The sequence below is a fragment of the Microbacterium halophytorum genome (genome assembly GCF_002970975.1).
Classification (GTDB): Bacteria; Actinomycetota; Actinomycetes; order Actinomycetales; family Microbacteriaceae; genus Microbacterium; species Microbacterium halophytorum.
The window spans coordinates 179757-192742 of sequence record NZ_PNFA01000006.1 but is presented as its reverse complement, the minus strand read 5'-3'; the positions used below and the strand labels follow the sequence as shown (position 1 = coordinate 192742).

Annotated in this window: 9 protein-coding genes; 3 read left to right on the top strand and 6 right to left on the bottom strand. The window is 70.2% G+C overall.

Annotated features, from left to right (window positions below):
• Positions 1–239 precede the first annotated feature (239 nt).
• Together C0010_RS08050 and C0010_RS08045 are read left to right on the top strand one after the other, a co-directional pair.
• Entirely contained in the window at positions 240–1826 is a 1587-nt protein-coding gene (locus C0010_RS08050; RefSeq protein WP_158685381.1) for an Ig-like domain-containing protein, read from the top strand.
• 158 nt (positions 1827–1984) lie between these two features.
• Positions 1985–4231, top strand: coding sequence for an FAD/NAD(P)-binding protein (locus C0010_RS08045; protein WP_105566543.1), 2247 nt, complete (start codon positions 1985–1987; stop codon positions 4229–4231).
• Between the two features lie 101 nt (positions 4232–4332).
• On the opposite strand, the gene coaE is transcribed toward C0010_RS08045, so the two are convergent.
• Positions 4333–4926: a dephospho-CoA kinase gene (coaE, locus tag C0010_RS08040; RefSeq protein ID WP_105566542.1), complete on the bottom strand. Its 594-nt coding sequence runs from the start codon at positions 4924–4926 to the stop codon at positions 4333–4335.
• 37 nt (positions 4927–4963) lie between these two features.
• Here coaE and C0010_RS08035 point away from each other — a divergent pair, with 37 nt between their 5' ends.
• Positions 4964–5431 (top strand): low molecular weight protein-tyrosine-phosphatase, encoded by a 468-nt coding sequence (locus C0010_RS08035; protein WP_232531824.1) that lies wholly within the window; start codon positions 4964–4966, stop codon positions 5429–5431.
• A 22-nt stretch (positions 5432–5453) separates the two neighbouring features.
• Here C0010_RS08035 and C0010_RS08030 read toward each other — a convergent pair whose 3' ends face one another.
• The 5 genes from C0010_RS08030 to rpsA form a co-directional block, all read right to left on the bottom strand.
• Complete coding sequence (locus tag C0010_RS08030) at positions 5454–5819, bottom strand: YchJ family protein (RefSeq protein WP_105566541.1); 366 nt, start codon at positions 5817–5819, stop codon at positions 5454–5456.
• 103 nt (positions 5820–5922) lie between these two features.
• On the bottom strand, positions 5923–7488 hold the full coding sequence (locus C0010_RS08025; protein ID WP_105566540.1) for a GMC family oxidoreductase: 1566 nt from the start codon (positions 7486–7488) through the stop codon (positions 5923–5925).
• A gap of 32 nt (positions 7489–7520) precedes the next feature.
• Positions 7521–8993, bottom strand: a complete 1473-nt coding sequence (locus C0010_RS08020) for an aldehyde dehydrogenase family protein (RefSeq protein WP_105566539.1) — start codon at positions 8991–8993, stop codon at positions 7521–7523.
• Positions 8990–11182 (bottom strand): choline BCCT transporter BetT, encoded by a 2193-nt coding sequence (betT, locus tag C0010_RS08015; RefSeq protein WP_105566538.1) that lies wholly within the window; start codon positions 11180–11182, stop codon positions 8990–8992. Before betT ends, C0010_RS08020 begins: the two co-directional genes overlap by 4 nt.
• A 171-nt stretch (positions 11183–11353) precedes the next feature.
• On the bottom strand, positions 11354–12826 hold the full coding sequence (gene rpsA, locus C0010_RS08010; protein ID WP_105566537.1) for a 30S ribosomal protein S1: 1473 nt from the start codon (positions 12824–12826) through the stop codon (positions 11354–11356).
• Between the last annotated feature and the right edge of the window lie 160 nt (positions 12827–12986).

Here is a 12986-nt window from a genome sequence, read left to right as displayed (position 1 = left end):
TGCCCTGCGGTCTCGGCCGATGTGCCGGCTCTCCCACCGTAACGGAGGCCGCTGCTCGCCGAAGTACGCGCCGCGCGGAGAAGGAATAGGTACACAGTTAGGTAGTCCCCTGGCGAGGTGCAGGTGGCGCACCTCCTAGCGTGGAACGGTCGCCCGCCGTGTGCAGCTTCGAGGTGCATCGAATGCCTCGCCGCGGCGTCCTCGACCGACATCGTCCGCGCACTCTCCTGGAGAACAACGTGACCAAAACCCGCCCGCTCGCGCTCAGCGCGGCCGTCGCGATCGCGTTCGGCAGCTTCTTCGTGTCATCCGCGGCCGCCGCGGCACCGGAGACCGATCGCCCTGTCGCGTCCGTGCCCGTGTGTCCCACCGAGTCGCAGGGACTGCCTACCACTGTCAACGAGATCACCGAAGGCGATCACTTCGCCAACGGCGAGGTGCCCGAGGTCCTCACGGGTTGGTACGAGAAGGCGTCGTCCGACGACACGCTGCGCATCCAGATCCAATCGGAGAGCACCGGTCGGATGGTCCTGGAGGACGACTTCTCCGTGTCAGGGGGCTCGTGGAGCTATGACATCTCGGATGTCCCACTCGCCGACGAGAACTACTTCCTCCGGATCGAGGCTCCGGGAACCGAGCCCGGCCCCGGTCTTCTCCTCAAGCTATCGTTCTCCGTCGGCGAGCCCGCCGCGGCGCCGAAGCCGACCATCGAGCAGATCTCGGAAGGCAAGTTCTTCCTGAACGGCGACGTGCCCGCCGTACTCTCCGGCACGTATGCCGAGGCGAGTGACGATGGCAACCTCGTCATTCAGGTCGTCGACGAGGGGCAGGGCGATGAAGAAGCCAGTCTGATGCTGCACGACGAATTCGCCGTGTCCGGGGGCACATGGAGGTACGCCCTCTCCGACATCACTTTCGCTGACAGCAAGTACATGATCATGGTCGGAGTGCCCTCCGGCATCAGCCACAGCGGCACGGAAGTGCACTTCTGCGTCGGAGACTTCCTCGGCAACGGCGACGACGGTGAGGTCATCGTCGACGCCCCCAACGACGAAGGCACGGAGTTCGTCGACGGGACCGAGTTCGACGAGTCGGGAGCTCCCACCGAGCTCACCGGCACCGGGACGCCTGGAGCCACGGTCGGAGTCGTACTGACGGGCTCAACGCAGATCACTGGAACCACCACGGTGGCGGAGGACGGCACGTGGTCCTTCGCGCTCGACGAGCCTCTCCCCGTCGGCGAATACGCCCTCGACATCACACAGACGGCGGAGGGAACAGAGACTCAGCGGGTCTCGGTGAGCTTCAGCGTCACTGCGGATGAGACGGCGGACACCGACACGAGCACCGACGACACGGCCACCGACGACACCGGTACCGACACCTCAACGGACGACACCGGCACTGACGAGACCGACACCGACACGTCCACCGACGACTCCGGCACCGACACCTCCACTGATGGCACCAGTACCGACTCGGACGACACCGACACGTCCACCGACGCCACGGGCACCGACTCGGACGACACTGACACGAGCACTGGCACGGACGAGACGGGTACCGACGCGTCCACCGACGACACCGGCACGGACGACACCATCACCGACGACTCCGGTACCGACACGGGCACTGACCGAGAGACTGAAGAGCCCACCGGTACCGATGTGGAGGTCACGACGGCGACCGACGAGACCGACTCCACGGGCACGGACGAGCTCGCCGTCACCGGCGGTTCCTCGACCCTGCCGTACGCGATCGGCGCCGCGGGCCTCATGCTCGCGGGCGGCGCAAGCCTCCTGATCGCGCGGCGCACGCGGGCCTGACCCGCTTCGCGCCCGAGAGAGGGCGGTGGCTCCGGGGGAGCACCGCCCTCTCTCGTGTCCCCTCCGTCCGGGCGCCCGCGGCACCGGATGACGAAACACGACGACATCTGCGCGTGCCCGGGGCGGCCCGTCGCGGCGACGCGCGCGAGAATGGACGAATGACCTCGCCCCGCCCCAGCATCGCGATCGTCGGCGGCGGCCCCCGCGGCGTCCTGCTGCTCGACCGCCTTGCGGCGAACGCCGAACGCCTCGGCCCCGACGGCATCGATGTGCACATCGTCGACGACACGCAGATCGGCGCGGGCCGCATCTGGCGCACCGACCAGACGCGCGAGCTGTGCATGAACACGCTTGCGCACGCCGTGACGCTCTTCACCGACGACTCCGTGGCGATGGCGGGCCCCGTGCACGAGGGCCCCACGATGTACGAGTGGTGCCAGCTCGCCCTCGCGGAGGACGTCCCCGGCGCGGCCCCCAGAGATGCGGGGCCTGACCCGGATGACGAAGGCCGTTCCGTGCTCATCGACCGGGACGACGTACCGCAGAACAGTGATGATCCGCAAGCAGAGGCACGCGCGGATTCTGATCCGGACGCGTCGCACGCGTTCACTGCGGAACTCCGCGCCCGCATCGCGAGCATCCCCGCGGAGCATGTGCGCGTCTTCCGCACGCACGCGGTCCGCGAAGGCCTGGTCGATGACTACCGGAGCGAGCTCGAGACGCAGCGCCCCGAGTCGCACCCGACGCGCTCGCTCTACGGCGAGTACATCCGGTGGTGCTGGGAGCGCGCCGTCGCGGCGGTGCCCGGCGGCATCCGCGTGCACGAGCACATCGGGCGGGTCGTCGAGATCACCAACATCGGCGACCGCGACGTGCTGCACCTCGCGCCGGGCGGAGCCGCCGAAGAACGCGGTCTCGGCGCGACGGAGGTGTCCGAGGACGGAGGCCGCACCGAACCGCACGCCGCTGCGACGGACGCTCAACACTCCGACGCGCGGCTCGACGCAGTCACGATCACCGCCGACGCGACGGTCGTCGCTGCGGGCTGGCTCCAGCGCGCCGAGACCGACGCCGAGCGGCACCTCGCCGAGCAGGCGAGCGCCGCGGGCCTCGTGTGGGTGCGCGAGGGCAGCCCCGTCGATCAGCGGCTCGACAACGTACCGGATGGCGCCGACGCGATCGTGCGCGGGCTCGGCATGGGCTTCTTCGACGCCATGGCGCTGCTCACCGTCGACCGCGGCGGGCGCTTCGTCTCCGACGATTCCGCCGCCGGTGGCCTGCGCTACGAGCCATCCGGCCGCGAGCCTCGACTATTCGTCAGCTCGCACCGCGGTGTGCCGTATCGCGCCAAGACGCTGTACGGCTCACTGCCGCCCAAGGCCCCACAGCGCTATGCCCGCAGCGTCGACTGGGCCGCGCGCCCCCGCCCCATCGACTTCGACCGCGAGCTGTGGCCCCTCGTCGTGCGCGACGCGTTCTGCGACTACTACGAGACGCTCGACCGCGTCTCCCCCGGCGCCGTGCGACTCGCGGATGCCCTCGCCGCGATCGACGCGACCGAGGCCGATCCGGATGACCTCCCCGCCGCGCTCGCCGCCGCCGTCGCACCGGCGGTCGACGACCCCGCCGACCGCCTCGACCTCGACGCGCTGATGTTCCCCGGTCGCGGCATCCGGTTCGCGAGCGTCGACGAATACGACGCGTGGGTCGCCGAGTTCGTGGCGCACGACCTCGCGGAATCCGCACGCGGCCGCGACAGCGCGGAGAAGGCCGCGCTGTGGTCGATCTCGTCGGCGCGCGGCGTCGCGCATCGCGTCGGCACCTTCGGCGGCTTCGACCTCGAATCGCGCCGCCGCGGCTACCGGCGCCTGCTGTCGATCGGCGGCCAGGCCGGCTCCGGCCCGCCCTGGTTCCGCAACCAGCAGCTGCTCGCGCTGCACGCCGCCGGCCTCGTCCGCTTCATCGGACCGGCGGCGCGGGTGACGGTCGAGGGCGGCGCGTTCCGCGCGGAGACCAGCGTGCACGGCTCGGCCGTGGCCGCCCCCGTGCTGATCGACGCGCTCGTGCACGCGCACGATGCGGGTGACAGCGCCGATCCGCTGGTGCGCTCGCTGAGCGCGGCCGGTCGCCTGCGCCCGTTCGAGGTGCGGCGTCGTGCCGGCGGCTGGGCGCCGACGGCCGGCATCGACATCGACCCGGCGACGAACCGCGCGATCGGCACGCACGGCGAGCCCGACGCGACGCTCCACATCGCCGGACTCCCGCTCGACGAGACGATGCACGACGCCGCCATCAGCCCGATGCCCGGCGCGAACTCGACGATGCTGCGCGAGATCGACCGCACGGCGCGCAGCCTCCTGCACGCCGCTGGCGTGCCGGTGCGAGGCCCGCGCACTCAGGCATAGCGCGGCGACGCACGCGCGAGAGCCGGGTGCGTCCCTGGGTCCGCCTCCCGCTGCTGTGCGCTCGTCGACGTCCGCCGACAGGGGCACGGGCCCGGCGCTGGTCAGCGCGAGAGCCGCTCCCACAGCGCGTCGGCCTGCGCGAGCGTCTCGTCGAGCGTTCCGGATGTGTCGATCACGACGTCGGCGAGGGCGCGGCGCTCGTCGTCGCCCACCTGGTTCGCCACGCGGGCCCTGGCATCCGGTTCCGCCATTCCGCGTTCGGTGACGAGCCGCCCGATTCGCATCGATGCCGGCGCGTCGGCGACGACCACGAGGTCCCACTCCGCCGTTCCCCGCGCCTCCGCGAGGAGGGGCACGTCGTAGACCACCACGGCCTCGGGGTCGGCGGCGAAGGCATCCGCGAAGCGCCGCTGCGTCTCCCACCTCACGGCAGGATGCACGATCGCGTTCAGGCGGGCGAGCGCCTCCGGGTCGCCGAAGACCACGCCCCCGAGCGCCGCGCGGTTGAGCACCCCGTCCGCGCCGACGACGCCGGGGAACGCCTCACCGATCGCGAGCGTGACGGGCTCCCCCGGGGCCTGCAGCTCGCGCACCGTCGCGTCGGCGTCGACGACGACCGCGCCGCGGGAGGCGAGCCGACGGGCGATCGTGGACTTCCCGGAGGCGATCCCGCCGGTGAGTGCGATGAGGGGCATGCGCCCAGCCTAGGGCGCTCGCAGTAGGGTGGGTCGGGTGAGCATCACCACGATCGTCGCCGTCTGCACAGGGAACATCTGCCGGTCGCCCATGGCCGAGGTCGTGCTGCGCGACAGGCTCGCGGAGGCCGGCGTCGACGCCGAGGTCGTCTCCTCCGGCATCAGCTCGGAAGAGCTCGGCAACCCGATCGATCCGCGCGCAGCGTCGGCCCTCGACGCCCGCGGCTACGCGGTTCCCGAGCGCACCGCCCGCTGGGTGGGCGACACAGACGACGCGGCCGCCGACCTGATCCTGGCGATGACGCGCCAGCACCGCGACGCGCTCGTGCGCCGCGGGGCCGACCCCGACCGCACGCGCCTCTGGATGGAGTTCGTCCCCGGCGCGACCGACGCCGACGTCAGCGACCCCTGGTTCGGCGACCGCGACGGCTTCGAGGAGACGCTCGACCTGATCGAAGCCGGAGCGCCGCACGTCGTCGACTTCGTGCGCGCGTCCGGGGCCTGACGGGCCACGCCGGGCTCCGGCCTCAGCCGACGTCGCCGTCGACGTACACCCAGCGACCAGCGCGGCGCGCGAAGCGCGAGTGCTCGCGCAGCTCGCCCGGCCCCGAACTGTCGACGTAGCGGGCGACGAAGTCGACCGTGCCCGTCTCGCCGTCGGAGGCCGACGCCAGCACGTCGAGGCCCGTCCACCGGATGGACGGATCGGCCGAGACGTCGTCGGGCCGCGTGCGCGGGTGCCACGTGCGGGCGAGATAGAACGCGTCGCCCTTGGCGAACGCCGCGTAGCGCGACCTCATCAGCTCCTCGGGCGTCGTCGCCGCGCGCTCGCCCTCGTGCAGCGGGCCGCAGCACGAGGCGTACTCGCCCCACCCGCACGGACACATCACCATGCCCCCATTATCCCGCGCCCGTGCGCCCAGCGACGCGAGCGGCGGCGGGGAACGGAGGAGCGGGCCGGCGCCCGAAGGCACCGGCCCGCTCCGTCGCATGCGATCAGGCGCCTTCCGCCCTGATCAGGTCGGCGCACTTCTCGCCCATCATCATCACCGTGATGTTCGGGTTGACCGTCACGATCTCCGGCATCGCAGACGCGTCCACCACGCGGAGCCGGGTCACACCCTTCACGCGCAGCTGCGGGTCGAGCGGCGACCCGGCGTCGTCCGCCGGGCCCATCCGCACCGTTCCGACCGGGTGGTACACCGTGTTGTGCGTCGTCCGGATGTACTCCGCCAGCTCCTCGTCGGTCTGCGCGTCGGGCCCCGGCGCGAGCTCGCGCCCTGCCCACTCCGCCATGGCGGGCTGCGCCATGATCTCGCGCGCCTTCCGGATGCCGGCCGTCATCACCCGCATGTCGTGGCCCTCCGGGTCCGTGAAGTAGCGCGGGTCGACCTTCGGCTTGTCCCGGTAGTCGATCGAACGCAGCCGCACGGTGCCGCGCGAACGGGCGTGCGTCACGTTCGGCGTGAGGCAGATCATCTCCTCGGCCGTCGGGTAGCCCTGGCGGTAGGTGTGCATGTCGAACGGCACCGAGCCGTAGTGCATCATCAGGTCGGGGCGGTCCAGGCCCTCCTCCGTCGGCGCGAAGATGCCGATCTCCCACCACTGGGTCGAATCGCGCACCATCTTCTTCTTCGACTCCCACTGCACCACGCCCTCGGGATGGTCGGCGAGGTTCGAGCCGACGCCCGGCGAGTCCACGCGCACATCGATGCCCACCTCGCGCAGGTGGTCGGCGGGGCCGATGCCCGAGAGCATCAGCAGCTGCGGCGAGTTGATGGCGCCTGCCGAGACGACGACCTCGCGGTTCGCACCGATCCGCGAGGGGCGCCCGAACGCGTTGTCGATGCTGATCACGCCCGTCGCGGCGTTGTCCGCGTCGAACTCGATCTCCTTCACGTGCTGCCCCGTGAGGATCGTGAGGTTCTCGCGGCCCAGGATCGGGTGCAGATACGACACCGACGACGACGAACGCGTGCCGTCCGCCCTGCGGTTCACCTGGAAGAAGTTCGCACCGTTGACGACGGTCGTGCCGTCGTTGAACTGCACGCGCGGGATCCCCGCCTGCTCGGCCGCGTCCAGCAGCGCGACGCCGGCCGGGTCGTTCGGCGGCACGTTCATCAGGTGCACGGGCCCGTCGTGGCCGTGGTGCTCGCCCGGCTGGTCGTTCGTCTCGAGCCTCTTGTACAGCGGGTACGTGTGCTCGGAGCCCCACCCGGTCGCGCCGAAGCGCTGCTCCCACTCATCGAGGTCCTCGCGCGGCGCCCAGAAGGCGATGCACGAGTTGTGCGACGAACAGCCCCCGAGCACCTTGGCCCGCGCGTGCCGCATGAACGAGTTCCCGTTCTCCTGCTCCTCGATCGGGTAGTCCCAATCGAAGCCCGACTCGAGCAGCTCCATCCAGCGGTTCAGCTGCAGCACGACGTCCTGGTCGGTGTCGCTCGGGCCGGCCTCGAGCAGGCCGACCGTGACCTGCGGGTCCTCGCTCAGGCGGGCGGCGACCGCGGCACCCGCGGAACCGCCGCCGACGATCACGTAGTCGAAAGTGTGGGTCGTGTCCACGATCTCTCCTCAATTGATCCGGATGTCGGAAATCAGTGCTCGGGGAACCAACCGGAAACGGCCGGCGCGAGGTTCTGGTAGATGTGCTTGGCCTCCTGGTACTCGGCGAGGCCCGTCGGGCCGAGCTCGCGCCCGAAGCCCGACTGCTTGAAGCCGCCCCATTCCGCCTGCGGCAGGTAGGGGTGGAAATCGTTGATCCACACCGTGCCGTGGTCGAGCCGCTGAGCCACGCGCTGCGCGCGCGCCGCGTCCTGCGTCCACACGGCCCCCGCGAGGCCGTAGAACGTATCGTTGGCGATCTCGAGAGCCTCGTCCTCCGTCGCGAAGGTCTCCACCGTCACGGTCGGGCCGAAGGCCTCGTCGCGCACGACCGACATCCCGCGGCTGACGTTGTCGATGACGGTCGGCCGGTAGTAGAAGCCCTTCTCGAGCTCGCCCGACCCGAACTCCCCGCCGCACCGCACCCGCGCGCCCTCGGCGATGCCCGCCTGCACGTACGCGTGCACCTTGTCGCGGTGGGCGGCCGAGATGAGCGGGCCGGACTCGGCCTCGTCGTCGAACGGGCCGCCGAGCCGGATGCCCTCGGCGCGGCGGACGAGCTCGTCGACGAAGCGCTCGGCGATCGACTCCTCCACCACGAGGCGCGCGCCGGCCGAGCACACCTGGCCGGAGTGCACGAACGCCGCGTTCAGGGCGTTGTCGACCGCCGCGTCGAAGTCGGCGTCGGCGAAGACCACGTTCGGGTTCTTGCCGCCGAGCTCGAGCGCCACCTTCTTCACCGTCGCGGCGGCGTTCGCCGCGATCAGGCGGCCCGTCACGAGCCCGCCCGTGAACGAGACCATGTCCACATCCGGATGGGTCGACAGCGGCCCGCCCGCCGTTGCTCCGGCGCCGAGGACGAGGTTCGCGACGCCCGCAGGCAGGCCGAGGTCTTCGAGCAGCCGCATCATCAGGATCGCGGTGTGCGGCGTCAGCTCCGCCGGTTTCAGCACGAACGCGTTGCCCGCCGCCAGGGCGGGCGCGATCTTCCACGCCGCCTGCAGCAGCGGGTAGTTCCACGGCGTGATGAGCGCGCAGACCCCGACGGGCGAGTACTCGATGCGGCTGAACACGTCGGCGCTGCCGGCGTCGACGATGCGCCCCGCGTCCTGACCCGCCAGCTTGCCGAAGTAGTCGAAGCAGGCCGCGATGTCGTCCATGTCGATGCGCGACTCGACGATGCGCTTGCCGGTGTCGAGCGACTCGGCACGGGCGAACTCCTCCTTGCGCTCGCGGAGGCCCGCGGCCACGCGCAGCAGGAAGTCACCGCGCTCGGGCGCGGGAACGCCCGACCAGGCGCCCGAGTCGAAGGCCCTGCGCGCCGCCGCGATCGCGGCGATCGTGTCCTGCTCATCGGCCTCGTCGACGACGGCCACGAGCTCGCCGTCGGCGGGGTTGCGGATCTCTCGGGTTCCGCCGGCGACGGCGCCCACCCAGGCGCCGTCGATGAAGAGGGTTGCGGTCATGGCGTGTCCTTTCGCGCGGGAGTTGCGTCTGCTTCTGTGTCGCCGTCGGCACCATCCGGGCCGCCCGCCCCCTCGCCTGTGCCCACCGTGGGCGAGGCGGCCGTCACGGCGGCGGGCTCCTCGAAGTCATCCTGCCAGTCGATGACGACGTTGTCGGCCTCGGCCAGCGTCGCCTCCGACGTGCCTGCGGCGATGCGCAGGTACTCGAGGTGCGACTCGTAGTGGCCGATCACATCGGCGATGAGCTGATCGCCCGTGTAGCCGTACACGTCGTAGCCGCGCGAACCGGTGTGGGTGAAGATCTCGAGGCGGTAGTACGCCGCCTCCTCCCCGTGCCGCCGGTAGGCGAAGGTCGGCATGTCGTGGACGACCGGATAGATCTGGTAGCTGAAGTCCTGCTCCTCGCCGCCGAAGTGCGCCGTGATGAGCAGCGGGTGTAGATCCATGCCCTCGACCTCGCAGACCTCGAGCTCGACGCGGACGCCCGCCTTCGCGAGCTCGTCGACCACCTCGGTCAGCGCCGGCTGCGCGACCGTGTCGAGATAGCGGCGCACCTGCGGCTCGTCGGGGAACGACGTCGAGCGCTTGAGGCGGCGGCGCCAGCTCGTCTCGACGGGTCCGTAACGCGTCGGCATCGTCGAGAGGTAGCCGTCGCGGTGCCTGGCCTCGGATCTCAGGGCGCGGTAGAACGAGATCATCACGAGGTACAGCAGGACGGACACGGGCAGGCCGATGACGACCGCCGCCTGCTGCAGCACGGGAACGCCGCCGGCGAGCAGCATGCCGAGCGTGAGCAGGCCGGTGGCGACCGACCAGAAGATCCGGACGCGCCTGCCGCCGTCCTGCTTCGTGTCCTCGATCTTCGAGCTGAGGCTCGACAGCACGAGCGCGCCCGAGTCGGCCGAGGTCACGTAGAACAGGAACCCGGTCAGCAGCGCGATGCCGCCGAGCGCGGGGGCGCCCGGGTACTGCTGCAGCAGGTCGAAGAACGCCCGCTCCGGGGCGTTCACGGCGGCATCGGCGAACCCCGCGTTGCCGCCCATGATGATCTCGAGCGTCGAGTTGCCGAAGATCGACGTGAAGATCGCGATGAACGCGAACGGGATGACGAGGACACCGACGATGAACTCGCGCAGCGTGCGGCCGCGCGAGATCCGCGCGAGGAACAGCCCGACGAACGGCGCCCACGCCGCCCACCAGGCCCAGAAGAACAGCGTCCACAGCTGCATCCACTCGTCGGGGCGCTCCCAGGCGAAGGTCGTCATCAGGATGTTCGGGAACGTCGAGATGAAATCGCCGACGTTCATCACGAGTCCGTCGAGCAGGCGCCGCGTCTCGCCCGTGACCGTCACCCACAGGATCAGCACGATCGCGAGCACGACGTTGGCCTCCGAGAGACGCCGGATGCCCTTCTCGACGCCGGAGACCGTCGAGATCGTCGCCATCACGACCGAGAGCGCGATCAGCGCGATCTGCATCGCCACGCCGTCCGGGGTGCCGAACATCACGCTCATGCCGTAGCTGAGCTGCACGACGCCGATGCCGAGCGAGGTGGCGATGCCGAACACGGTGCCGAGCACCGTGATGACGTCGACCGAGTGCCCGGCCCACCCGTCGGCGCGCTTGCCGAGCAGCGGGGTCAGGAGCGACCGGATGCTCAGGGGCAGGTTGCGGCGGTAGGCGAAGTAGGCGAAAGCGGCGCCCATCAGCGCGTACATCGCCCAGCCGACGGGCCCGTAGTGGAAGAACGTCCAGACGATCGCCTGGCGAGCCGCGGCGATCGTCTCGCCCTCGCCGGTCGGCGGGTGGACGTACTGGGCCGCCGGTTCGGAGACCGCGAAGAACATCAGGTCGATGCCGATGCCCGCGGCGAACAGCATCGATGCCCAGGTGAACAGGCTGAACTGCGGCTTGGCGTGGTCCGGCCCGAGCTTGGTCGAACCCGTGCGGCCGAACGCCACCACGAGGATGAAGACCACGACGATTGCCGCCGTCAGGATGAAGTACCAGCCGAAGGTCTCGGAGACCCAGACCACCGCAGACCCGAAGACGGAGGCGGCGTTGTCGGGCGCGGCGATGGCCCAGATCGCGATCGCGAGGATCACGGCGCCCGAGGCGATCAGGACGGGCCAGCGGGGTTTCGGCGAAGCGGGGACGGCGGGTGCGGTTCGGGTATCAGTGCTTGTCATTTCGTCATCTGCTCTCCGGATTGTCAACACGCAGACACGCGACAATCCGTCACGACAGTAACAAGCTCCCAGCAGATCCAGAAGTTCCCCCGCGCGTCGCCCGTACCCCGCGGAGACGCGAAACGGGCCGGGCCCCGAAGGACCCGACCCGAATCGCGGTGCTGGCGGTGCTTACGCGCCGGCGAGCTTCTCGCGCAGAGCGGCGAGAGCCTCGTCATCGGCGAGCGTGCCCGCACCCGACGCGTCCGTCGCGAACGACGGGTTCGACGACGCCGCGGCGGGCTGGCCGCCGAAGTCGTCACCGGCCGCAGCCTCGGCCTCGAGGGCCTTGGCGACGAGCGCCTTGTGCTGCTCCCAGCGCGCCTGAGCGGCGGCGTAGTCGTTCTCCCATGCCTGACGAGCCTCGTCGTGGCCCTCGAGCCACTGGTTCGTCTCGGGGTCGAAGCCCTCGGGGTACTTGTACTCGCCGTTCTCGTCGTACTCGGTCGCCATGCCGTACAGCGCCGGGTCGAACTCGGTGCCGTTCGGGTCGACCATGTCGTTGGCCTGCTTCAGCGAGAGCGAGATGCGGCGACGGTCGAGGTCGATGTCGATGACGCGGACGAACGCCTCTTCGCCGACCGACACAACCTGCTCGGCGAGCTCGACGTGCTTGTTGGACAGCTCCGAGATGTGCACGAGGCCCTCGATGCCGTCGGCGACGCGGACGAACGCACCGAACGGAACCAGCTTCGTGACCTTGCCCGGCGTGATCTGGCCGATGGCGTGCGTGCGGGCGAAGACCTGCCACGGGTCCTCCTGCGTCGCCTTGAGCGACAGGGAGACGCGCTCGCGGTCGAGGTCGACGTCGAGGACCTCGACGGTGACCTCCTGGCCCACCTCGACGACCTCGCTGGCGTGCTCGATGTGCTTCCAGCTGAGCTCCGAGACGTGGACGAGACCGTCGACGCCGCCGAGGTCGACGAACGCACCGAAGTTGACGATCGACGAGACCGTGCCCTTGCGGACCTGACCCTTGTGCAGGCCGTTGAGGAACTGCGCACGCGTGGCCGACTGCGTCTCCTCGAGGAGGGCGCGGCGCGACAGCACGACGTTGTTGCGGTTCTTGTCGAGCTCGAGGATCTTCGCCTCGATCTCCTGACCCAGGTACGGGGTCAGGTCGCGGACGCGACGCAGCTCGATGAGCGAGGCCGGCAGGAAGCCGCGGAGCCCGATGTCGACGATGAGGCCGCCCTTGACGACCTCGATGACGGTGCCGGTGACGACGCCGTCGTTCTCCTTGATCTTCTCCACGTCGCCCCACGCGCGCTCGTACTGCGCGCGCTTCTTCGACAGGATCAGGCGGCCTTCCTTGTCCTCCTTCTGGAGAACGAGGGCCTCGACGCTGTCGCCGACCTCGACGACCTCGTTCGGGTCGACGTCGTGCTTGATGGAGAGCTCGCGCGAGGGGATGACGCCCTCGGTCTTGTAGCCCACGTCGAGGAGGACCTCGTCGCGGTCGATCTTGACGATCGTGCCGTCGATGATGTCGCCGTCGTTGAAGAACTTGAGGGTCTTCTCGACCGCGGCCAGGAAGTCCTCAGCAGAGCCGATGTCGTTGATCGCGACCTGCTTGGTGGCCGTGGCGGTCGTTTCGTTAGTCATGTAGTGGTTTGCCTTAAGGGTGTGTTTCTCGGGCCTCGGGCGCGCGGTGCCCCGACGTCTCGGGCGCACCGGTTCTGTGCGAACCGAGGCGATGGTTGGTTTTTCGTGCATCGCGGGCGGCAGTTCCGGCGCACAGGCCAGCACACGCGCACGCACGCGA

Excerpts from the sequence above, each read along its gene's own strand:
- C0010_RS08045 (WP_105566543.1), top strand. The coding sequence starts at position 1,985 with ATGACCTCGCCCCGCCCCAGCATCGCGATCGTCGGCGGCGGCCCCCGC.
- coaE (WP_105566542.1), bottom strand. The coding sequence starts at position 4,926 with ATGCCCCTCATCGCACTCACCGGCGGGATCGCCTCCGGGAAGTCCACG.
- C0010_RS08030 (WP_105566541.1), bottom strand. The coding sequence starts at position 5,819 with ATGGTGATGTGTCCGTGCGGGTGGGGCGAGTACGCCTCGTGCTGCGGC.
- C0010_RS08020 (WP_105566539.1), bottom strand. The coding sequence starts at position 8,993 with ATGACCGCAACCCTCTTCATCGACGGCGCCTGGGTGGGCGCCGTCGCC.
- betT (WP_105566538.1), bottom strand. The coding sequence starts at position 11,182 with ATGACAAGCACTGATACCCGAACCGCACCCGCCGTCCCCGCTTCGCCG.
- rpsA (WP_105566537.1), bottom strand. The coding sequence starts at position 12,826 with ATGACTAACGAAACGACCGCCACGGCCACCAAGCAGGTCGCGATCAAC.